Below are 21683 nucleotides of genomic sequence, written 5' to 3'. Positions count from 1 at the left end.
GGAACCGTCGGTGCCACCGGCACACTGTGGCGATTGCGTGGGAGAACACTCACACCGACCCTCTACGCTTCCCTCAGTGCCAGGGTGCCGACGCAGCTGCTCAGACACCCGCTCACGCAGATCGAGACGAAGAGTTGGGGTCATGGCCAAGACACCTGCAGCGTTTGTCACGGCGGGCGAGCGCGAGGTCCGCGTCTCCAGCCCCGACCGTGTGGTCTACGAGGCCACGGATCGGACGCCCGCGATCACCAAGCTCGAGGTCTGCGAGTACTTCGCCGCCGTCGGCGAGGTGATGCTGCGCAGCGTCGCAGACCGCCCGACGGCGATGGAACGCTGGCCCGACGGCTGGCGGGAGGGCATGCGACTGGCCACCGGCCCGCAGGACCGGGAGGGTGACGGCTTCTACCAGAAGCGGCTCCCGAAGGGTGCGCCCGACTTCGTCGAGACGGTGCGCATCACGTTCCCCAGCGGACGCCCCGCGGACGAGCTGTGCCCCACCGAGCCGGCGTCCCTGGTGTGGGCGGCGCAGATGGGTGCGCTCACCTTCCACCCCTGGCCCGTGCGCCGCCCGGACGTCGACCACCCGGACGAGCTGCGTCTCGACCTCGACCCGCAGCCGGGCACCTCCTTCACCGACGCCCAGCGGGTCGCCGAGGTGACCCGGGAGCTCCTCGAGGAGCTGGGCCTGCGCGGCTACCCGAAGACCAGCGGCAACCGGGGCGTCCACATCTACGTGCGCATCGAGCCGCGGTGGACCTTCGACGATGTCAGGCACGCCGCCATCGGCCTCGGCCGGGAGCTGGAGCGCCGCGACGACGGCGTGACCACCGCCTGGTGGAAGGAGGAACGCGGCACCCGGCTGTTCCTGGACTACAACCAGAACCTGCGCGACCGCACGATCGCCAGCGCCTGGAGCCTGCGGGCGCGCCCCGGCGCCCCCGTCAGCACGCCGATGACGTGGGAGCGCCTGGCCGAGGTCACCGACCCTCGCACGTTCAACCTGACGACGATCCCGGAGTACCTCTCGGAGGGCGACCCGTGGGCCGGGATGGACGCCGAGGCGTACTCGATCGAACCGCTGCTGCACCTGTGGGAGTCCCTCCCGGGCGGCGAGCTGAACTGGCCGCCGGACTACCCGAAGCAGCCCGGTGAGCCGCCGCGTGTCCAGCCCAGCAAGAAGGTGGCCGAGCACTGGGACGAGCACGGCAACCGCATCGAGCAGGAGAACCGCCGATGAGCAGGAGGAGCTGACGTGGATCTGCCCGTGATGCCGCCCGTGGAGCCCATGCTCGCCAAGTCCGTCAAGGAGATCCCCGACCTGGGGCACACCGAGCCGAAGTGGGACGGGTTCCGCACCATCGTCTTCCGCGACGGCGAGGAGGTGGTCCTCGGCAGCCGCAACACCAGGCCGATGACCCGGTACTTCCCCGAGCTCGTCGAGGCGCTCCGCGCCAACCTGCCCGACCGGTGCGTCCTCGACGGCGAGGTGGTCGTGGCACGCGGCGACCGGCTCGACTTCGACGCGCTGCAGCAGCGCATCCACCCGGCCGACTCCCGCGTGCGTCTGCTGGCGGAGGAGACCCCGGCGTCGTTCGTCGCGTTCGATCTCCTCGTGATCGGCTCCGAGGACCTCACCGATGAGCCGTTCGCGACCCGGCGTGCCCGGCTGGTGGAGGCCCTGGAGCCGGCACGGGCACCGATCCACCTGACACGCGCGACCGCGGACCTGGCCGAGGCGCACGAGTGGTTCGACACGTTCGAGGGCGCGGGCCTGGACGGCGTCGTCGTCAAGCCCCTCGACGGCCGCTACCAGCAGAACAAGCGCACGATGTTCAAGGTGAAGCACGAGCGGACCGCGGACTGCGTCGTCGCCGGGTTCCGGTGGCACAAGTCCGGTGACGTGGTCGGCTCGCTGCTGCTGGGTCTCTACGACGACGGCGGGACGCTCCACCACGTCGGGGTCTCCGCGTCCTTCCCGATGGCCCGCCGCAAGAGCCTCCTGGAGGAGCTGGCGCCGTACCGTGAGGTCCGGCTCGAGGAGCACCCGTGGGGTGCGTGGGCGGACCAGGAGGCGCACGCCGGCCGGCGGATGCCCGGCGCGGTGAGCCGCTGGAACGCCACGAAGGACCTCTCCTTCGTGCCGCTGCGGCCGGACCTCGTGGTCGAGGTCGCGTACGACCACATGGAGGGCGACCGGTTCCGGCACACCGCGCAGTTCCGCCGCTGGCGCCCGGACCGCGACCCGACCTCGTGCGGCTACGCCCAGCTGGAGGAGCCGGTCACGTACCGGCTCGCCGACGTGCTGGCCTGATCTGATTCTCGCTACGGCCGTTCGGCGGTAGCGATGACGCTCTCCTCGAGCACGCTGCTAGCCGTCAGGATCTCGATCCCGAGTAGCCGTCCGTGAGCATCGAAGTCCAGAGTGACCTGACCCCGGTCTCCAGGCGTTGCGATCGGATGGACCTGCGTCGTCGCCTCAGCCGGCTCAATCTGGCGTGGCACGACGGTCAGATTAGCGGCGTCGGCGTCACCCCGGGGCCTCACCCGCCGGGTCCTCGCTCGAAAAGCTCTCGTCGTCGTAGTGGCCGGGGTTGCGCAGCAGGAAGACGACGGCGGTCGCCAGGCCGCCCCAGACCACGACCATGGCGACGAGCATCATGACGATCGCGACGGCACTCATGACAACCTCCCCTCGAGGGACTCGGGCACGAAGTCGTCCACCGGCCTCCGCCAGGGCAGCAGGGGCAGCACCACTGCGACGAGGACCAGGAACCCCACGGCACCCCAGCCGGCCGCGTTGACGAACGCCCACGGGTACTCCCCGTACGGCACCGTGACCAGCTCGATGAGTCCGCGGATGAAGACGTAGCCCAGCGCGAGCGGGACCACGTAGCCGACGAGGACGCGCCACCACGTGCCCACCCGCGCGGTCGAGATGGCGTTGAGGTGGGCCTGGAGGTTCGGCAGCTGGCGGGTGACCACCCCGACGAGGACGCAGGCCACGATCGCCGAGACGATCACCCCGACCTCGTTCGTGTACTTGTCCACCGTGTCGAGGACCGCCAGCGAGGAGGTCGTGGAGTACAGCGCCAGGGAGATGACCGCGGCGAGGCCGCCGACGGCGGCGACGGCCTGGACCCGGCTCAGGCCGAACTTCTCCTGCACGGCGGCGGAGACCACCTGCAGGATCGAGACCAGCGACGTGAACCCGGCGAGCACGAGCGAGCCGAAGAACAGCACGCCGAAGATCGGGCCGCCGGGCATCATCGAGATGATCTGCGGGAAGGTGATGAAGGAGAGGATCACGCCCGTGATGCCCTCGAGATCGCCCACGCCGACGCCCTGCTGCGCGGCCATGAACCCGAGGGTGGCGAAGACGCCGATGCCGGCGAGCAGCTCGAAAGAGGAGTTCGCGAACGCCGCGACGTAGCCGACCCGGACCACGTTCGCCCGACGGCGCAGGTAGCTGGCGTAGGTGATCATGATGCCGAAGCCGATGGACAGCGAGAAGAAGATCTGGCTGTACGCCGCGATCCACACGGCCGGGTCCCCCAGGGCCGCCCAGTTCGGCGTGAAGAAGGTGTCCAGCCCCTCGACCGCGCCCTCGAGGAACAGGGCCCGCACCACGAGGATCAGGAACATCACCAGCAGCAGGGGGATGAAGACCTTCGTCGTCTTCTCGATGCCGCGGGACACGCCAAGCCCGACGACCAGCAGCGCGGCGATCCAGACCCCGAGCAGCGGCCAGAACAGGCCACCGACGATGTCGGTCGTCAGGGTGGGTCCGGCGTCGTGCAGGAAGTCCTCGACGAAGAACGTGGCGGGGTCCTCACCCCAGGCGAGGTTCACCGAGAAGAACGTGTACCGCAGCGCCCACACGATGATCGCCGTGTAGTACGTGGCGATGATGAACGAGGCGGCGACCTGGAACCAGCCGACCGACTCGAATCGCCGACCCAGCCGCCGGAACACCGTGGGTGCGCCGCCCCGGAACCGGTGACCGAGCGAGTAGTCGAGCAGCAGGAACGGGATGCCCGCCGTCAGCAGGGCGACGAGGTAGGGCACGAGGAAGGCGCCGCCGCCGTTCTCGTACGCCACGCCCGGGAAGCGCCAGATGTTGCCGAGCCCGACGGCGGACCCGACCGCCGCGAGGAGGAACCCGAGCTGCCCGGTCCATTGCTCACGGCCGACGTGCGGTGCGGTCTTCTGCGTAGACATTGCGCGACATCGTAGACCCCACCGCGGATTCTCGGCCTCCGGGACCCTCCGTCCGTCCACGGCCCGGACACGACCGCCGGTGGGACGATGGCGGCATGCTGCGCTCCACGGACCGGATCCTCACCACGCACGCGGGCTCGCTGCCCCGCACCCCCGAGCTCATCACCGCCAACGAGGCCCGCGAGCGGGGGGACGACCCGGCGGGGTTCGCCGAGCTGTTGGCGGACGCCGTCCGCGACGTGGTGCGCCGGCAGCGCGAGGCCGGGATCGACGTCGTGAACGACGGCGAGTTCGGCAAGTCCATGTCCTCGCCGGTCGACTACGGCGCCTGGTGGTCCTACTCCTTCCAGCGCACCGGCGGCCTCGAGCTCGACGAGGACCAGTCCTGGGCCACCGACGACGTGCTGTCCGCACCGGGCCAGGTGCGGCTGACCGGATTCCTGCACCGGCGTGACCGACAGCGCTTCGCGGAGGCCTACGCCGACCCGGCCTCGGGGGTGATGATGGGTCGCCCGAAGGCGTTCCCCACGGTGACCGGGCCGTTGCGCTACACCGGTCAGGACGCCATCGCGCAGGACACCGCGAACCTGCGTGCCGCGCTCGAGGTCACCGGCGCGCCCGAGGGCTTCGTGACGGCGCTCTCCCCCGGCAGCGCCTCCCGGATCGCCAACCGCCACTACGGCACCGACGAGGAGCTGCTGCACGCCTGGGGCGAGGTGCTGCGCGAGGAGTACCGGGCGGTGATCGACGCGGGTCTGCTGCTGCAGATCGACGACCCGTCCGTCGCGGAGAACTTCGACCAGATCACCCCGGAGCCGTCCGTCGAGGACTACGTCGCGTTCACCAGGGTCCGTGTCGAGGCCCTCAACCACGCCCTGCGGGGCCTGCCGGAGGACCGCATCCGGTTCCACCTGTGCTGGGGGTCCTGGCACGGCCCGCACACCACCGACATCGCGATGCGGGACATCGTGGAGGTCATGCTGTCGATCAACGCCGGCGCGTACTCCTTCGAGGCCGGCAACGTGCGCCACGAGCACGAGTGGCGGGTGTGGGACGAGGTCGCGCTGCCCGAGGGCAAGGTGATCCTGCCCGGCGTCGTCTCGCACGCCACCAACGTCGTCGAGCACCCGGAGCTGGTCGCGGACCGGATCGAGCGGTTCGCGCGCCGGGTGGGCCGGGAGCACGTCATCGCCTCCACCGACTGCGGGCTGGGCGGGCGCATCCATCCCCAGATCGCCGTCGCGAAGCTCGAGGCGCTCGTGCAGGGGGCGGAGCTGGCGACGCGCCGGTTGTGGGGCTAGGGCGTCACAGCGACGCCGGCGCCGCCGTCGTGCTGCACGCGGTCAGCAGGTCGCGGGCGACCGCGGACCAGCGCGGCCGGAAGGCGTACACACCCGCCAGCCGCAGCCGGGTGGCCGCCGCGTAGGCGGGGACGCGCGCCCACAGCCGGTCCTCCTGCGGCAGGCCGCGGCGCAGCGACGTCCGGGCGAGGGCGGCCCGGTCGGGCGTCAGCAGGCCCTGCCGCTCTCGCAGCTCGAGGTGCACGAGGAGGTTCGCCACGTCCAGGGCGCGCTCCCCGACGGCGAGGGTGTCGACGTCGATGAGGCCGAGCCGTCCGCCCGGCCCGTCGAGGAGGACCTGCTTGTCGTGCAGGTCACGGTGCAGGACGCCGAGGTACGGGGCACTCTCCTCACGGAGGCCCTCCTCGACGGTCGCCGCGGCGGCCCGCACCCGCTCGGGGTCGAGCAGGCCGTGGTGCACGGCGGGGACGGTCCAGGCCTCGAGCGCGGCAAGCTCCTCCGCGACGCCGTGCCGGGGCAGGCCCTCCTGGTCCAGCCCGTGCAGCTCGGTGACGACCTGACCGACCCGCCGCCAGGCGTCCGCCAGCTCGGCGTCCCCGACCCGCGGGTCGGCGCCCGCGTCCAGCAGCGTGAGCTCGCCGACGGCGGAGAAGCGCAGCACGCCGGCCGCCGGGTCCGCGCCGAGCAGCGCCGGAACGACGGCGGCGTCGAGGCCGAGGACGCGGCGTGCCCGGGAAGCGAGGTCCGCGGCCTTCGACGGACGCACGACCTTGACGTACTCCACGTACCCCGTGCCCGGCTCCCCGGCGACGCGCACGACCGCGCGGCGACCGGGGCGGTGTGCGACGAGGCTGGCGCCGGGCCGGTCAAGCACCTCGACCAGCGCGGGCAGCCGCCGGTCGGCGCCCTCGGGCTGCAGCAGGACCTGCCCCACCGTGCGCGCCGGTGCCGGAGCCCGCCGCGCGGCGTCCGCGAGGTCCTCCGGGCCGGCGAACCACTGCGCGGCGCTCCGCCGGCCCGTGCCGTCCTCCAGCTCCAGCAGGGCGCGGTCGGTGCCGCGCGGCCACGCACGGGCGACGGTCCAGCGGGTCCCACCGTCGCGCACCCCGGTCGGGAGCCGGGGCGCGACGCCTGCCGGCACAGCAGAGGGCACGGCGGGGGCGCTCGTCAGGCCCGGGGCGGCGGCCTCGGCGGCGAGGTCGCGGGCGGTCGTCACGAGGTCCGCGACCTGCTCGGCCCAGCCGGTCCGGTGCGCGCGGAACGGTTCCGTGGCCCGCTGCAGCACCGCGCCGGCGGTGAGAGCGAGCAGCACCCGGTCATCCACCGCGCCCCCGGCGCCGCGGTAGCCGTCGAGCACCTCGCCGAGCAGCGTGGCCGGGTGCGGTGTCGCGGCGGTCGGCCCGACGCCGGCCTCGGCGGCGCACCCGGCCAGCTCGGCCGCGGCCCACGAGGCCAGGTCGACGAGGGGGTCGTCCACCCCGGCGCGGTCCAGGTCGATCACCGTGAGGGTGCCGTCGGGCCGCACGACCACCTGGTCGGCGGAGAAGTCGCCGTGTGTCAGGGCCGGTCCGCGTGCGCCGTCCCGGACGTCGAGCACGTGCAGCACCTGCTGGGCGGCGGCTCGCGCCTGCCCGGTCAGGTCCGGCGCGACCGCCTTGAGCCCGTCCAGCGCCGCGGAGAGCAGGCGGCGCCGGTCGGGCCGCTCGAGGGCGCCGGGCAGCGGGGCCGCGTGCAACCGCGCCAGCAGCGCGCCGACCGCCCGTCGTGCGTCGGCCCCCGCCCCGGCGTCAGCGCCGGTGTCAGCGCCCGCCTCGACGTCGTCCATCGTGACGCCCGGAAGGTACGCGGTGCGTACCACGCCGGTGCGGGTGTCGACGTCGAGCAGCTCCGCGGTCGGCAGGTGCGGGTCGAGGAGCCGGTGCGCGGCGGCGTGCCGGCCGGCGGCCCGGGGCCGGTGCACCTTGAGCAGCACGCCGGCGTCCCGGTCGAGGCCGACCCAGCGGCGACCGGGCTTGTACACGAGCGGCTCGGCGCCGCGGACCGTGCGGATACCCGGCAGCTCGCGGTCTGCGGCGGCCTCGCCCACCACGAGCCCGCCGTCGCGGTCGGCGCGCGCAGCGGCGTGCGCGTGCGCCGCGCGCCGGAGGGTCTTGTCGATCTTCGAGCGCGCCCCGGGCGGGTAGGCGGCCGCGAACGCCGGGACCCGGCGCCCGTCCGGCCGGGTGAGGAGCATCCCGGCGAGCATGGACACGCCGGGCTTGTAGCGCAGGTAGTTCACCTCGGCGTCGACGACGTCCCAGCTGGTCGTGAGGTGCCGGCGTAGCGCGTCCCGGTCGAGCAGCACTGCCAGCGCCGGGAGGCCCGGGTCGGCGGCGGCGAGGTCGCGGTCATCGCTGTGCACGGCGCGCTCCCAGGTCGGAGATGTCGCCCAGGACGGCCAGCCGTGAGCCCGGGGTCGCGGCGAGCTCGGCGGGGCTGCCCTGCTCGAGCACGCGGCCACGCTCCAGGACCACCACGTGGTCGCAGTCGAGGGCGTCCGCGAGGACGTGGGTGATCACGAACGTGGTGCGGCCCTCGCAGAGCCGGTCCAGGGCCTCGCGGACCGTCGCGGAGTTCCCGGCGTCGAGCCCGGTCGTGGCCTCGTCGAGGACCACCACCGAGACGTCGCGCAGCATGGCGCGGGCGATGGCGATGCGCTGGCGCTGGCCACCGGAGAGCGTCTCACCGCGTTCGCCGACCACGGTGTCGAGGCCGTCCGGGAGCCGCTCGACGAACTCGTGCACGTTGGCGGCCCGCGCGGCCCGCTCGACCTCCTCGTCCGTGGCGTCCGGGTTCCCGAGCCGGATGTTCTCCCGCACCGTGCCGGTGAACAGCACCGACTCCTGCAGGACGACGGCCACACGGGAGCGCAGCGATGCCAGGGTGACCTGGCGCAGGTCGTGCCCGTCGATGCGGATCACTCCGGAGACCGGGTCCTGCAGACGCACCAGCAGGGAGGCGAGGGTGGACTTCCCGGAGCCGGAGTGACCCACCAGACCGACCTTGGTGCCGGGCGGCACGGACAGGTTGACGTCGTCGAGCGCCATCGTGCCGTCGCCGTAGGTCACCGAGACGTGGTCGAGCGTGACCTGCCCGGCGGGCCGGAACAGGCGGTGGGCGCCCGGCGCGTCGGCGATCTCCTGCCGGGTCTCGACGAGGTCGAGGATCCGCTCGCCCGAGGCGGCGGCCTTCGCGATGCGCCCGGTGTACTTGGCCAGGTCGCGCATCGGCTTGAACGCGCCCTTGAGGTACTGGACGAAGACGACGAGCTCTCCCGGCGTCAGGTGGCCACGCAGCACGGACATGCCGCCGACGAGCAGCACCGCACCGGTCGCGATGCCGACCAGGACGTCGGTCCACCGCTCGAGACCGGCAGAGAGTCGGGTGGCCCGCACGCCTTCGGAGAGCTCACGGTCGTTGGAGGCGGCGAACCCGGCCTCCAGGTGCCGGTGCAGCGAGTAGGCCTGGACGACCTTGATGGCGCCGAAGGACTCCCCCGCCGCGCCGGCGAGCTCCCCCTCCCGCTTGCGCTGCTTGCGGGCCGCGGAGGTGATCCGGGTCGCGCTGCGGCGGGAGTGCAGCAGGAAGACCGGGAAGGCGGCCAGCACGACGAGCCCGAGCCGCCAGTCCAGCACCAGCATGACGACGAGCATCGCGAGGAGGGTGACGACGTTGCCGACGAGCGGCATCGCCGCGGTGACCGCGACGTCCCGGAGCCGTCCGACGTCGTTGACGAGCCGGTTGATGAGGTCGCCGGACCGCGTCGCGGAGTGGAACCGCAGCGAGAGCCGCAGGGCGTGCGCGTACACCTCGGCCCGCACGGCCGTCATGGTGCGGGTCCCGGCGAGCGCGAAGCACACGGTCATGAGGTACGACGCCAGCGCCCGCAGCCCGGCGGCGGCGACCACGGCGACGGCGCAGATGAGCAGCAGCTGCCAGATGCCGGGGTCCTGGCGCGCACCGGGTGCGACGACCGCGTCGATGACGAACTTCAGCGGCCACGGTTCGAGGATCCGGAAGAGGACCTCGGCGAACAACGCCAGGAAGCCGCCGGCGAGGAGGGTGCGCTGGGGGCGCAGGTGCGGCCGCAGGTAGGCGAGGGTGCGACGCAGCGCGGGCATGGCGGTGCGCAGGTCGGCGGGCTTGGCGTCGCTCACGCGGGCACCTCCATCGGCAGCTCGACCCCAGCGGCCGCGAGGGACCTGGTCACGACCCGGGTCCAGGTCCGGGTCGCCGTCACGTGGTCCCGGCCGGCCGTGCCGAGGCGGCGGCGTCGGGCGGGGTCAGCCGCCAGAGCGCCGAGAGCCGCGGCGAGCGCCGCGGCGTCCGAGCCGGGGACGAGGACGCCGGTGGCGCCGTCGTCGACGAGCTCCGGGACCTGCCCGACTGCGGAGGCGACGACCGGCAGCCCGGCGGCCATGTACTCGAGGATCTTCAGCGGCGAGAAGTACGTCTCGGCGTCATCGGCCGGGTAGGGCGCGACGCCGACGTCCATTGCCCCGAGCCACACCGGCACCTCGGCGGGGTCGACGGCGCCGGCGAACGTCACCGCGTCGCCCACGCCGAGCTCGCCCGCCCGACGGCGGAGCGTCTCGGCCAGCGGGCCGTCACCGACGAGCAGGAGCCGGGCGTCCGGCACCTGGTGGTGCAGCAGGACGAAAGCCTCCAGCAGCGTCTCGGTCCCGTGCCACGGCTTGAGGGTGCCGACGAAGCCGACCGTGTACGGAGTGGGTCCGCGACGCACGGCGGGGCGGACGCGGTCGGTGTCGACGCCGTTGGGCTCGACCACGACGTGGGCCCGCGGTGCCTGACGCCTGGCCCAGGCCGCGACGGGCTCGGACACGCACACGACGGCCGTGGCCGCACCGATGACGTCGCGGGCCACGGCGTCCGCCTCGGCGACGTGCACGAGGCCGCGGTGGCGGGCCTGCTCCAGCGGCAGGGGCGCGTTCACCTCGAGCACGCTGGGCACCCGGTGCTCGGCGGCGTAACGCGTGCCGGCGCGGCTGAACAGGGCGTAGCGCTCGTAGACCAGGTCGTACCCGTCGGGACCGGCGGCCGCGGCGAGGGCCGCGCGCATGTCTGCGTCCGCGTGCAGCAGGCGCCGCTCCCGGACCTCGGCGGGGCCGGCGATGCGCTCGAGGCGGTGGACGGTGAGACGGCCGGCTGTGACGGCCTCGGCCAGCGGGCCGGACGGCTCGCCGCCGGTGCGGCGGCAGAACAGGTCGACCCGCGCGCCGCGGTCGAGCATGACGCGCACGACCTCCTGGACGTGCACCGAGGCGCCCTTCGTCCCGAAGACGGGGATGCCGGGGTCGGCGCAGACGTAGGCGATGCGTCGCATCAGGACCTCCCGGCGCCGACGAGCAGAGGGTCGAGGCCGTCCGGCGCGCCGGCCGCCAGGGGGCGGGCGGCCGGGCGCACATCGCGCCGGACGGCCTCGAGTCGGGCGGCCTGGCCGGCCGAGCCGAACTCGGCCTCCACCAGGGCACGGGCGGCGTTCACGAGCCGCCGGGCCAGGGCCGGGTCGTCGAGCACGCGCACGATGGCGCCGGCGAGGGCGCCGTGGTCGTGCTGCGGGACCTGCAGGCCGGTGCTCTCGTGCCGCACGGCCTCGCCGATCCCGGTGACGTCGGTGGAGACGCACGGCGTGCCGAGTGCCATGGCCTCAAGCAGCACGGTGGGCAGCCCGTCGGCGTTGCCGTCGGCGCCGACCACGCAGGGCGCGGTGAAGACGTCCGCCGAGGCGACCGCCTCGCGCACCCGGTCCTGCGGGAGCGGGCCGGTGAGCTCGACCAGGTCGCCGAGGTGGAGGGCGGAGACCTGCGCCCGCAGGTCCTCCTCGAGCATGCCGCCGCCGACGATCCGGCAGCGCACGGGCCGGCCGGCCTCGCGCAGGGCGGCGACGGCGCGGACGAGGACGTCGAAGCCCTTCTTCTCCACGAGCCGTCCCACGGCGACCACGGTCGGGAGACGCTCGCCCACCCGGTCGGCGGGAGGCACGAAGGGGAACGCCTCCAGGTCCAGCCCGTTGTAGATGCGGTGGACGGGCGTCGCGGCGACCGCCTCCGGGTAGCGCTCGGCCAGGTGCCGGACGTTGTAGTCCGAGACGGTGACGACGTGGTGCGCGTCGGTGATCTTGCGGGCGTTCTCGTCGTGGTCGACGTCCTCGTGGAAGAGGTCCTTGGCGTGCGCGGTGAAGGAGTACGGGACTCCGGTGAGGAGGGACGCGAGGCGGGCGACCGTGGTCGCGAGGGACGCGAAGTGCGCGTGCAGGTGCGTCAGGCCGCGCTGCACGACGGCGACCGCGAGGTCGAGCGCCTGGGCGGCGTCGGAGGCGTCGGCACGCAGCAGCTCGGGCAGCACCTCGGGCAGCCGGGGAAGGACCTCCCGGGCGCGTGCCATGGACTCCCACAGCTCCTCGGCCTTGCGCGGACGGGCCACGTAGGTCGCCGGGGCCTGGACCCGGGCGAGGGTGTCGTGGAACCGCGGATCCACCGGCGGGCGGAGGGAGAAGATCTCGATCTCCACCCCACGCGCCTCGCGGGCGAGGATCTCCGAGACGACGAAGGTCTCGGAGAACCGCGGGTACATCTTCAGGACGTACCCGACGCGGCCGGTCGGCTCGGCGCCGGGACGGGTGGCCTCAGGCGACATCGGCGTTCTCCTTCCGCGCGGCGGTGCCCCCGACCAGGTCGGTGACCAGGTGCGGCAGGCGGGCCAAGCCGTCGAGGTCGAGGCGCGCGGCCGGGCGTCGAGGCCCGCGGGCGACGGCGTCCGCGGCCCACGCGGCGAGTGTGCAGGTGCCGAGCCGGTCGGGCGTGAGGTGCTCGACCGCGCCGACGGCGCTCAGGGCACGGGCACGCACGAGCTGCTCCTTGCGCGGGGTCACGCGGGGCACGACGAGCATGGGGGTGCCGGCCGCCATGGCCTCGCAGACGGTGTTGTAGCCGCCCATCCCGATGACGGCGGCCGCGCCGGCGAGGAGCTCGGGCGCATCCTCGACATAGTCGTGGACGTGCATGTCGGGTCGTCCGGCGGCGACGCGGCGCACGCGGAGGCGCTGCTCGGCCGGCATCTGAGGTCCGGTGACGAGGACGCCGTTGTGCCCGGCGGGCAGAGGCATGGCGGCGAACGTCTCCGCGAGGGCGGCGCCGTCGGACCCGCCGCCGACCATGGCCAGGACGTAGGGCGTCTCGACGTGGGTGGCACGCGCCGCCAGGACCCCCTGGCGGCCGTGCGCCAGGTACCCGGTGTGCACCGTGCGCTCGCGGAGCCGGTGCGGGAGGTCGAGGTCGAGGACGGGGTCGTGCACACCGGCGTCGCCGTAGACCCAAATCTGGTCGAACCACCGGCTCACGGCCGCGGTCCCCCGGTCTGCGCGCCACTCGTGCCGGGCGACCTGCGGGTCGTCCAGGACGTCGCGCAGGCCGAGCACCACCTTGGTGGGGGCGTCGGCGAGGGCGCGCAGAGTGGGCTCGAGCTCGCCCCGCAGGCCGCGGGGGTGCTTGTCGACCACGAGGACGTCCGGCCGGAAGGAGGTGATGGCGGCGGTCAGCACGGCCCGGCGCATGGCCAGCACGTGCTCGTCGTCGACCGAGAGGTGCCGCGCGCCGTACTCGCCCGACCCGTTCTTTGTCATCGCCGGGAGCGAGACCAGGTCGCACCCGGCCGGGCGGTGCGCGGTGACCGCCTCGGGGGCGCCGGTCAGCAGCAGGACGTCCGGGGTGGGGTCGACCACGGACAGTGCGTGGGCGATCGCGAGGTTGCGGCGCACGTGGCCGAGCCCTTGCGCGTCGTGGGAGTACAGCGCGACCCGGAGCCGGCGGCCGGCACCGGTTCGTGCGGTGCGGACCGGGCCCGGCGCTGCTGTGACGCTCATCGTTCCTCCTGTCGAAGGCCTCGTTCGCGGACCACGATGCCCGGGCCGGGTGAGCCGGAGATGATGAACAGATGAGAAACCCTTCATGAACCTCCAGGTCAGCGGGATGGCGGCACGGGGACGGTCACCCTGGGCCGGTGCGCCCGGCCCCTCGTGCGACGATGTGCCGCATGCCCACACCGCACATCGCCGCCCAGCCGGGCGAGATCGCCCCTGCCGTCCTGCTCCCCGGTGACCCGAGGCGGGCGGAACGGATCGCCACCCAGCTCATGCCGGACGCGCGGCTCGTCTCCGAGGTCCGCGGCAACGGCGTCTGGACCGGCGAGGTCGACGGGAAGCCGCTGACCGTCATGGCGTCCGGCATGGGCATGCCGTCCCTCGGCATCTACGCCAACGAGCTGTTCAGTCACTACGACGTCCGGCGCATCGTGCGGGTCGGGACCGCCGGTGGCCTGTCCCCCGCGGTGAGCGTGGGGGACGTGGTGGTGGCGCTCGGCGCGCACACCGACTCGGCGATGAACGACCGTCGCATCCCGGGGATCCGGTTCTCCGCCGTCGCCTCCTACCCGCTGGTGGCAGCCGCGGTCGCCGCGGCCGAAGGGCTCGGGCCGGAGGTGCCCGTGCATGTGGCGCCCGTGGTCTCCCGCGACCACTTCTACGGCAACCCGGCCGACCAGATCCGGTTGCTGGCGGACTACGGCACCCTCGCGGTGGAGATGGAGGCCGCCGCGCTGTACGCGATCGCCGCCGAGCACGGACGCCAGGCCCTGGCCGTCTGCACGATCTCCGACCACCTCCTGGACTCCACCGGGGACTTCTCGGCGGCCGAGCGTGAGCAGAACTTCCAGCGGGCGCTGACCCTGGGGCTCGCTGCCGCGCACAGCCCGTCGGAGTGACTGCCTGAGCGACGTCGGCACTCCTTTTCGTCAAGTCGCCACGCCGTAGACCACCCAGTTCCCGTTGCGCCACCCCGGGCCGGAGGCGCATCCTGGTGTGACAGCGATCACTCCGGAGTGGGAGCAGAGGTCATGGACAACGACTACGACATCCTGCCGATGCTCGGGCGCGGCAAGCACCGGAACCCTCGCAAGGGCGCGTGCTTCATGGAGCTGGCCTCGCACCTCGCCGGCGAGCGCTGGAGCGACCGGCCCGCCTGCACGCACCGGCTGCTGGCGCACCTCGCCCGTCTGGTCAACGACTGCACCTCCGACGCCGGCCGGCCGACGCTCGCGCCGCTGGTGCCGTCGGTCATCGGGCTGACGAGCACGGACCCGCGGTGGGACCACGAGATCGCACTGCTCACCGCGACCACGGCGCTGCCGGTGGTCGCCGAGGAGACGCAGCGCTCGCTCGCCGTCGGGGCACTCAGCGTCGACCGGATGCTCGCGGCGGCCGACGGCCGCGACCCGGACACCCTCCGACCGACCACCGAGATGGCGCTCGCGCAGGCCCCGCTGGCCGCGCAGTGGGCGAAGCGGTTCATCAGCCAGGGCGTGATCGGCCCGGTCCGGTTCCACCCCGGGCCGGTGATCCTCGACTTCGCCGTGCCGGGCATCGCCACCGCGTGCGTGCCGGACAGCGACGAGCGTCTGCGCGTCCTGCTGACCGAGGCCATCGCCGTCTGCCGGGCGCTGCAGCGCGGGACGCGTGGCGCGTCGACACCCACGCCCTCGCTCGCCCCTGAGCAGTGGCGTGACGTGGTGGCTCCCGCGCGCTAGGCGGGCCGGCCGGGCAGGTTCGCGACCTCCGCGCGCAGGGCGCGCAGGTCGATCTTGCCCGTGGGGCTGCGCTCGAGCCGGTCGCGCAGCACCACCCGACGCGGCTTCTTGTACCCCGCGAGCCGCGTGCCGACGTGCGCGGCGAGGTCGGCACCGGTGACCGAGGATCCCGGCACGACGGCGACCACGGCGGTCACGGCCTCACCCCACCGCTCGTCCGGGATGCCGAAGACGACGGCGTCGGTGACGTCCGGGTGCGTCATGAGCGCCTCCTCGACCTCGGCGGGGTAGATCTTCTCCCCGCCGCTGTTGACCACGGCGCTCCCCCGGCCGAGCAGCTCGACCTCGCCGTCTCCCAGCACCTGGACCCAGTCCCCGGGCACGACGTGCCGCCGGCCGCCGACGACGGGGAAGGTCTCGGCCGTGCGGTCCGGGTCGCCGAGGTACCCGGTCGGCAGGCCGCCCCGGAAGGCGAGCAAGCCCACCGCGCCGGGGCGGTCCTGGATCTCGGCGTGGTGCTCGTCGAGGACGACCGCGCCCGGGAAGAGCCGGAGCGGGGCGGGCAGGTCCTGCGGGCCGGTGGAGACGGCGACCGCGTAGGGCCCGCCCTCCGTGGAGGCGAGGAAGTCCGAGACGGTGACCGTGCCGAGGGCGTGCAGCCGGGCCTTGGACTCGTCGCTGAGGCGCATGCCGGAGGAGATGACCGACGTCAGGGCGGGCAGTCCGGCGGGATGCGCGCGCTCGGCCGCGTCGAGGACCGGGCGGGCGACCGAGTCCCCGGCGATGATGAGGCGGGTGACCCCCTCCTGCCGCGCCAGTCGCACCGCCTCGTCCGGGTCGAGCCGGGACGAGTCGAGGACCACGACGGTGCCGCCGAGCAGGAGGACGTTCATGCTGTTGAACAGCGCCGTGCCGTGCATGAACGGGGCGAGAGGCAGGACGACCGTGCGCGGTGTGGCCGGGTCGAGGGCGATCTGCACCGCCTGGTCGAGCGTCCCCGGCAGCGGAAGGCCGAGCGTGCCGTAGGTGGCGTACTGCTGGCCGGCGAACAGCTCGGCCACGGACCACACGACGGCCTTGGGGCGGCCGGTGGTGCCGCCCGTGCACAGCAGGAGGTCACCGTCGGCGGGGAGCGGGTCGGGCCGGTGCTCGGCGGCGGACTCGAGCGCGGTGTACGGCACGGCACCGCTGAGCGCAGGGCCCCCGGCCGCGGAATCCCGGCCCGCCGACCCGCTGGCGCCGTCGTCGATCTCGAGCAGCAGCATCTCCGGCCGGGCGTCCCGGACGGCGGCGACGACCTCGGCGAGGGAGCGCGGGTACACCAGGGCGGCGGCCGAGACCATCTCCAGCAGCGGCTGGACCTCATTGGCGCGGTACCGGAAGTTCAGCGGGACGGGCGCCGCCCCGTGCGTGAGGGCCGCGAAGACGACCGTGAGGTACTCGACGCTGTTGTGGGAATAGATCGCGACCGTGTCGCCGGCGCCGACGCCCCGCTCGCGCAGCAGTCCCGCGAGCCGGGCGGCGTCGCGGTCGAGGTCCCGGTAGGTGAGCGTGGCCCGCGACGAGACGACGGCGGGACGGTCCGGCACCGCGGCCGCCACCCGCCGCCACACCTCGTGGTACGTGCCGCGCACGGCGGCAGGCTACCCGAGCGCGTCGGCGGCCTCGCGCGGCGTGCCGTCCGGGTTCCACAGGCCGGAGCAGCCGCGGCGGTGGGAGCCGACGAGGTGGGTGTCGACGATGCCGATCGCCTCCATGAGGGCGTGCATGGTCGTGGGGCCGACGAACGCGAAGCCGCGGCGGCGCAGGTCCTTGGACAGCGCGACCGACTCTGGGCTCGTGGTGGGCAGCTCGGCCATGGTGCGCGGCACCGGGGTGCGGGCGGGCCGGTAGGACCAGACCAGGGCCTCCAGGCCGCCGTCCGCGCGCAGCGCGACCGTGGCGCGCGCGTTGGTGCGCGTCGCCTCGATCTTGGCCCGGTTGCGGATGATGCGCGCGTCCTGGAGCAGCCGTGCGACGTCGTCGTCGGTGAACGCGGCTACGGCGTCGGCCTCGAAGTCGTGGAAGACCTCGCGGAAGGCGGGCCGCTTGCGCAGCACGGTGGCCCACGACAGCCCGGACTGGAAGGCCTCCAGGCTGAGCCGCTCGAAGACCGCCCGCTCGCCGCGCACGGGCATGCCCCACTCGGTGTCGTAGTACGTGCGCATGAGCGGGTCGGTCGCGGCCCAGGCCGGCCGGGCCAGTCCGTCCTCGCCCACGACGAGCTCCGCGCTCACGGGGTTGCCGCCCAGCCGGCGACCTCGTCGCGCAGCTCGGCCCGCCGGGCGTCGTCGACCCAGGCCGCCTCGACGGCGTTGCGGGCGAGCGTGCGCAGGTGGTCGGCGCTCAGGTCGAGCGCCGCGGTGACCTGCCGGAAGTTCTCGTCCACGTAGCCGCCGAAGTAGGCGGGGTCGTCGGAGTTCACGGTGACCAGGAGTCCCGCGTCGAGCATGCGCCGCAGCGGGTGCTCGCCGAGCGACGGGAAGACGCCCAGCCGCACGTTCGACAGCGGGCAGACGGTCAGCGGCACCTGGTCGGCGGCCAGCCGCTCCACAAGAGCCGGGTCCTCCATGGCGCGGACGCCGTGGTCGACGCGCTCCACGTGGAGGATGTCGAGGACGTCGGCGACGTGCTGCGGCGGGCCCTCCTCCCCGGCATGGGAGGTCAGTCGCAGCCCGTGCGCCCGGGCGAGGCCGAACGCCGGGGCGAAGTCGCGCGCGTGGCGGACCAGCTCGGTCGAGCACATGCCGATGCCGAGCACCTCCGCGCCGGAGTCGAGGACCTGCCGGACGGCCTCGACGGCGCCCTCGGGCGGGAGGTGGCGCATGAGGGTGACGATGAGGCCGCTCGTCAGGCCGCGCTCCCGCGAGGTGTCCAGCGCGGCGGTGACGCCGTCGAGCACCTCCTCCGGTCGCAGGCCGCGCCCGGTGTGCGACTGCAGGTCGAGGAACACCTCGGCGTGACGCACGCCCGCCGTGGCCGCGCGCGCGAGGTAGGCGGCGGTGAGGTCGTGGAAGTCCTCCCCGGTGCGCAGGACGTCGAGGTTGGCGTTGTACAGGTCGAGGAAGGACTGCAGGTCCGTGAACTCGTAGCGGGAGCGGAGATCCTCGGGATCCGCGTACGGCAGGTCCACGCGGTTGCGCTCCGCGAGGGCGAGGATCAGCTCCGGCTCCAGGGTGCCCTCGAGGTGGAGGTGCAGCTCGACCGTGGGCATGGTGGGCATGGCGCCAGGGTAGGGCGGGGCGGGGACACGACCCAGGGCTTTGGTGTGGTGAGAATGGTGCCGTGGTCACCTCCCCCACCTCCTCCGCTGTCGTCGTGGGTGCCGGCATCGCCGGTGCGTCCGTGGCGTTCGCCCTCGCCTCCCGCGGTGTCGCCGTCACGGTCGTCGACGACGGCGCGGACGGTCAGGCGACGCAGGCGGGTGCGGGGATCGTGGCGCCGTGGACGGTGACCGAGGAAGGGCCGTACTACGACCTCTACGCCGCGGGCGGCGGCTACTACCCGACGCTGCTGGAGCGGCTGTCCGCGGCGGGGGTCACCTCGACGGACTACCGCCGCACGGGCGCCCTCGTCGTGCACCGGGACCCCGCCGTGCTCGAGGAGGCCGAGCAGCGGCTGCGCCGCCGGGCCGCCGCGGCCGGTCCGGTGGCCGGCGAGGTGGCGCGGCTGGACCCGGCGCAGACGCGCGAGCTCTTCCCGCCGCTCGCCGAAGACCTGGGCGGCGTCCTGCTCACCGGCGGCGGCCGGGTGGACGGCCGGACGCTGCGTGACGCCCTGCTGTCGGCGGCCGGCCGGTACGGGGCCCGGCAGGTCACCGAGCGGGCCCGGTTGACGCGGTACGGCGAGCGGTCGGTCGTCGCCGTGGACGGCACGCCGCTCGAGGCCGACGCCGTGGTCGTTGCCGCGGGGGCGTGGACGCCCCGGCTCCTGGCGGACGCCGTCGTGCCGGTCGAGCCCCAGCGGGGTCAGATCACCCACCTGCGCCTCGACGGCGTGGACACCTCGGGCTGGCCGACCGTGACCCCGGTCGCCCCGCACTACCTGGTGGCGTTCGACGGCGGCCGGGTGGTGGTCGGTGCCACGCGTGAGACCGGCAGCGGGTTCGACCCGCGGATCACGGCCGCCGGGCAGGCGCAGGTGCTGCAGGACGCGCTGGCGGTGGCACCGGGCCTCGCGGACGCCACCCTGGTCGAGACGCGGGTCGGGCTCCGGCCGCTCGCCGAGATGCCGGTGGTCGGTCAGGTGCCGGGTGAGGACGGGGTCTGGGTCGCGACGGGGTTCGGAGCGGGCGGGCTCACCATGGGCCCCCTCGTGGGGGACGCACTCGCACGCGCGATCCTGGGCGAGGAGGCACCGGAGATCGCCGGCCTCGCACCCTCGCCGGCCTGAGGGCTCGGCTCGCGCGCCGGGCGGACGGTCGTGTCAGAACGCGGACGGCCGGGTCAGAGCGAGGAGGCGCCGGGCGCGAAGATCGCGTCGAGCTCCGCCTCGTCCTCCTCGGTCGGCACCCAGCCGACGGCCGCGGAATTCTGGCCGACCTGCTCGGGACGGGTGGCGCCGGCGATGACGGAGGCGACGCTCGGCCGGGAGGCGAGCCACGAGAACGCGACCTGGACCTCGCTCAGGCCGCGCTCGCGCGCGAAGTCGCCGTACGCGCGGACCTTCCCCATGAGCTCCTCGTTCTCGAGCCACCCGCTGCGAGGTCCGCTGCTCAGCCGGCTGCCCTCCGGCGCGGTGCCGCCCGAGTACTTACCGGTGAGCAGGCCGTTCGCGAGGGGGAAGAAGGGCAGCACGCCGAGCCCGTAGTGCTCGGCCGCCTCGGTGACCTCACGCTCGGCGCTGCGCTCGATCAGGCTGTAGTGGTTCTGCGCGGAGATGAACGGCGTGAACCCGCCCTGCTCCGCGGTGTGCGCCGCCTCGGCGATCTGCCAGCCGGCGAAGTTGGAGTGCCCCACGTACCGGACCTTGCCGGCGCGGACCAGGTCGTCCAGCGCCGAGAGGGTCTCCTCGACCGGGGTCTGCGCATCGGGGCGGTGCAGCTGGTACAGGTCGATGTAGTCGGTCCCGAGGCGGCGCAGGGAGGCCTCGGCGGCCTTGACGATGTACCGCCGCGACCCGCGGGCACCGAAGTCCGTGCCGTTGGCGCCGCGGGCGTCCATGCCGAACTTCGTGGCCACCACGGCCTCGTCCCGGCGGCCGGCGAGCGCCCGTCCGAGGAGGGTCTCGCTGAGGCCCGGCTCGGCACCGTAGGTGTCCGCCGTGTCGAAGAGGGTGATCCCGGCGTCGAGGGCCGCGTGCACGACGGCGGCGGTCCCCTCCTCCGTCTCGGTGGCGGTGCCGGGCCGGCCCAGGTTGTTGCACCCGAGTCCGACGACGGAGACGGCGAGTCCGGAACGTCCGAGTCGTACGTGGTCCATGCTCGCCAGGCTAGCCGCCGGGCCGTCACCGGACGGCAGGGAGTCCGCAGCCCATTCAGATCACCGCAGCCGGGCCCTGAGCTCCGTCGCCAGGTCGCGGTCCGCGAAGGCCGGTCCGCCGGTGCTGGTCGCGACGAAGACCATGTCGTCGGTGTCCAGTCCACGGATGACGCTGCAGTAGGACCAGTCGTTGGCGCCGTCGTGGCCGGCGACCCGCCCGCCGTCATCGGTCCAGATCGCCCAGCCGTAGCCGTAGTGACCCTCGCCGTGGGGATCCTCGGGCACGTGCGGGGTGAACATGGCCCGCCCAGACTCCGCGCTGAGGACGGTCCCGGCGCGCAGTGCCCGGTGCCAGGCGATCATGTCTGGCGCGGTCGAGAGCAGACCTCCGTTGCCGCGCAGCGCCCAGTGCGGGCCGTCGGCTGCCCACGGCAGCTCGTTCGGCCTGCCCTGCGGCCGCCCGGAGGCGTCGTACTGCTGCGCGACGCGCAGCCGGTCCCAGGTTGGCAGCAGCCACCCGGTCTCCGCCATCCCGGCCGCTGCGAACAACGTCTCGGCGAGGTACTCCTCGAACCCGAGCCCGCCGACCGTGACGACCACGGCCGCAAGCAGGCTGTAGTTCAGGTTCGCGTAGCGGTGAGCGGTGCCCGGGCGCGAGTGCAGGCGCGCCCGCGCCGCGCCGGCGATCATGTCCGCCATGGTGAGCGGCTCGTAGTCGCCGATCCCAAGGTCGCCGAGACCCGAGGTGTGGGTGAGGAGGTGGTGGAGCGTGATGTCCGCCGCCTCCTGTGACCACGGCGCGTCGAGGTGGTCGGCGATGCGGTCGTCGACGGTCACCGCACCCGCGTCGACCAGCGACATCACCGCCGCAGCGGTGAACTGCTTGGAGACGGATCCGATGTCGTAGACGGTGCCGACGCCGGCGGCGACGTGCTGCACGCGGTCGGTGAGGCCGAAACCCTTGGCGTAGACGACGTCGTCGCCGCGGACGACGGCGACGGTGACGGCGGCGGGCCCCGCCAGGCTCTCCCGCAGGTACTTGTCGATGTCCTCAGCCACCACCGCA

Annotated in this window: 19 protein-coding genes; 6 read left to right on the top strand and 13 right to left on the bottom strand. The window is 73.9% G+C overall.

Features of this window, described 5'->3' with window-relative positions:
* Nucleotides 1-142: 142 nt before the first annotated feature.
* Together ACFQQL_RS12470 and ACFQQL_RS12465 are read left to right on the top strand one after the other, a co-directional pair.
* Nucleotides 143-1237: a DNA polymerase domain-containing protein gene (locus ACFQQL_RS12470; RefSeq protein ID WP_382394816.1), complete on the top strand. Its 1095-nt coding sequence runs from the start codon at nt 143-145 to the stop codon at nt 1235-1237.
* 15 nt (nt 1238-1252) lie between these two features.
* Nucleotides 1253-2311, top strand: coding sequence for an ATP-dependent DNA ligase (locus ACFQQL_RS12465; RefSeq protein ID WP_382394814.1), 1059 nt, complete (start codon nt 1253-1255; stop codon nt 2309-2311).
* An 11-nt stretch (nt 2312-2322) separates the two neighbouring features.
* Here the strand turns inward: ACFQQL_RS12465 and ACFQQL_RS12460 are convergent, their stop codons facing one another.
* Genes ACFQQL_RS12460 through ACFQQL_RS12450 form a run of 3 tightly spaced genes read right to left on the bottom strand, consistent with a single transcriptional unit; the run spans nt 2323 to nt 4218 of the window.
* Complete coding sequence (locus ACFQQL_RS12460; protein WP_382394812.1) at nt 2323-2544, bottom strand: DUF2283 domain-containing protein; 222 nt, start codon at nt 2542-2544, stop codon at nt 2323-2325.
* Nucleotides 2528-2680, bottom strand: coding sequence for a methionine/alanine import family NSS transporter small subunit (locus tag ACFQQL_RS12455; protein WP_382394810.1), 153 nt, complete (start codon nt 2678-2680; stop codon nt 2528-2530). The genes ACFQQL_RS12460 and ACFQQL_RS12455 overlap by 17 nt, the downstream gene beginning before the upstream one ends.
* Nucleotides 2677-4218, bottom strand: a complete 1542-nt coding sequence (locus ACFQQL_RS12450) for a sodium-dependent transporter (RefSeq protein WP_382394808.1) — start codon at nt 4216-4218, stop codon at nt 2677-2679. The genes ACFQQL_RS12455 and ACFQQL_RS12450 overlap by 4 nt, the downstream gene beginning before the upstream one ends.
* Nucleotides 4219-4313: 95 nt before the next feature.
* Here ACFQQL_RS12450 and ACFQQL_RS12445 point away from each other — a divergent pair, with 95 nt between their 5' ends.
* The gene (locus tag ACFQQL_RS12445) at nt 4314-5519 is read left to right on the top strand and encodes a cobalamin-independent methionine synthase II family protein (RefSeq protein ID WP_382394806.1); all 1206 of its coding nucleotides are present in this window, start codon (nt 4314-4316) and stop codon (nt 5517-5519) included.
* A gap of 4 nt (nt 5520-5523) precedes the next feature.
* Here the strand turns inward: ACFQQL_RS12445 and ACFQQL_RS12440 are convergent, their stop codons facing one another.
* From ACFQQL_RS12440 to ACFQQL_RS12420, 5 genes are read right to left on the bottom strand one after another with little or no spacing between them, the layout of a single operon-like run.
* On the bottom strand, nt 5524-7920 hold the full coding sequence (locus ACFQQL_RS12440; protein ID WP_382394804.1) for a phosphotransferase: 2397 nt from the start codon (nt 7918-7920) through the stop codon (nt 5524-5526).
* Nucleotides 7907-9715, bottom strand: coding sequence for an ABC transporter ATP-binding protein (locus ACFQQL_RS12435; RefSeq protein ID WP_382394802.1), 1809 nt, complete (start codon nt 9713-9715; stop codon nt 7907-7909). Before ACFQQL_RS12435 ends, ACFQQL_RS12440 begins: the two co-directional genes overlap by 14 nt.
* On the bottom strand, nt 9712-10902 hold the full coding sequence (locus ACFQQL_RS12430; protein WP_382394800.1) for a glycosyltransferase family 4 protein: 1191 nt from the start codon (nt 10900-10902) through the stop codon (nt 9712-9714). The genes ACFQQL_RS12435 and ACFQQL_RS12430 overlap by 4 nt, the downstream gene beginning before the upstream one ends.
* A complete protein-coding gene (locus ACFQQL_RS12425) occupies nt 10902-12215 on the bottom strand; it encodes a glycosyltransferase (RefSeq protein WP_382394798.1) in 1314 nt (437 codons plus the stop codon). Before ACFQQL_RS12425 ends, ACFQQL_RS12430 begins: the two co-directional genes overlap by 1 nt.
* Nucleotides 12205-13440 carry a glycosyltransferase family protein gene (locus ACFQQL_RS12420; RefSeq protein ID WP_382394796.1) on the bottom strand — a complete coding sequence of 412 codons (1236 nt, stop codon included), beginning with the start codon at nt 13438-13440 and terminating at the stop codon, nt 12205-12207. The genes ACFQQL_RS12425 and ACFQQL_RS12420 overlap by 11 nt, the downstream gene beginning before the upstream one ends.
* 170 nt (nt 13441-13610) lie before the next feature.
* Between ACFQQL_RS12420 and ACFQQL_RS12415 the strand changes: the two genes are divergently transcribed.
* Nucleotides 13611-14336: a purine-nucleoside phosphorylase gene (locus tag ACFQQL_RS12415; protein WP_382394794.1), complete on the top strand. Its 726-nt coding sequence runs from the start codon at nt 13611-13613 to the stop codon at nt 14334-14336.
* A 132-nt stretch (nt 14337-14468) separates the two neighbouring features.
* A complete protein-coding gene (locus ACFQQL_RS12410; RefSeq protein WP_382394792.1) occupies nt 14469-15158 on the top strand; it encodes a hypothetical protein in 690 nt (229 codons plus the stop codon).
* Here the strand turns inward: ACFQQL_RS12410 and ACFQQL_RS12405 are convergent.
* Genes ACFQQL_RS12405 through ACFQQL_RS12395 form a run of 3 tightly spaced genes read right to left on the bottom strand, consistent with a single transcriptional unit; the run spans nt 15155 to nt 18420 of the window.
* Nucleotides 15155-16792 (bottom strand): AMP-binding protein, encoded by a 1638-nt coding sequence (locus ACFQQL_RS12405; RefSeq protein WP_382394790.1) that lies wholly within the window; start codon nt 16790-16792, stop codon nt 15155-15157. The two genes, ACFQQL_RS12410 and ACFQQL_RS12405, sit on opposite strands and share 4 nt — an antisense overlap.
* A gap of 9 nt (nt 16793-16801) precedes the next feature.
* Complete coding sequence (locus ACFQQL_RS12400) at nt 16802-17434, bottom strand: DNA-3-methyladenine glycosylase I (RefSeq protein WP_382394788.1); 633 nt, start codon at nt 17432-17434, stop codon at nt 16802-16804.
* A complete protein-coding gene (locus tag ACFQQL_RS12395; RefSeq protein ID WP_382394786.1) occupies nt 17431-18420 on the bottom strand; it encodes an adenosine deaminase in 990 nt (329 codons plus the stop codon). The genes ACFQQL_RS12400 and ACFQQL_RS12395 overlap by 4 nt, the downstream gene beginning before the upstream one ends.
* A gap of 62 nt (nt 18421-18482) precedes the next feature.
* Between ACFQQL_RS12395 and ACFQQL_RS12390 the strand changes: the two genes are divergently transcribed.
* Nucleotides 18483-19589 carry an NAD(P)/FAD-dependent oxidoreductase gene (locus tag ACFQQL_RS12390; RefSeq protein ID WP_382394784.1) on the top strand — a complete coding sequence of 369 codons (1107 nt, stop codon included), beginning with the start codon at nt 18483-18485 and terminating at the stop codon, nt 19587-19589.
* 53 nt (nt 19590-19642) lie between these two features.
* Here the strand turns inward: ACFQQL_RS12390 and ACFQQL_RS12385 are convergent, their stop codons facing one another.
* Together ACFQQL_RS12385 and ACFQQL_RS12380 are read right to left on the bottom strand one after the other, a co-directional pair.
* Nucleotides 19643-20617 carry an aldo/keto reductase gene (locus tag ACFQQL_RS12385; RefSeq protein WP_382394782.1) on the bottom strand — a complete coding sequence of 325 codons (975 nt, stop codon included), beginning with the start codon at nt 20615-20617 and terminating at the stop codon, nt 19643-19645.
* A gap of 60 nt (nt 20618-20677) precedes the next feature.
* The gene (locus ACFQQL_RS12380) at nt 20678-21676 is read right to left on the bottom strand and encodes a serine hydrolase domain-containing protein (protein WP_382394780.1); all 999 of its coding nucleotides are present in this window, start codon (nt 21674-21676) and stop codon (nt 20678-20680) included.
* Nucleotides 21677-21683: the final 7 nt, after the last annotated feature.

This window comes from Georgenia alba (assembly GCF_042665525.1).
GTDB classification, from domain to species: domain Bacteria; phylum Actinomycetota; class Actinomycetes; order Actinomycetales; family Actinomycetaceae; genus Allobogoriella; species Allobogoriella alba.
Note: the sequence above shows the minus strand (reverse complement) of the source record. Positions and strands in the feature narration are given on the sequence as shown.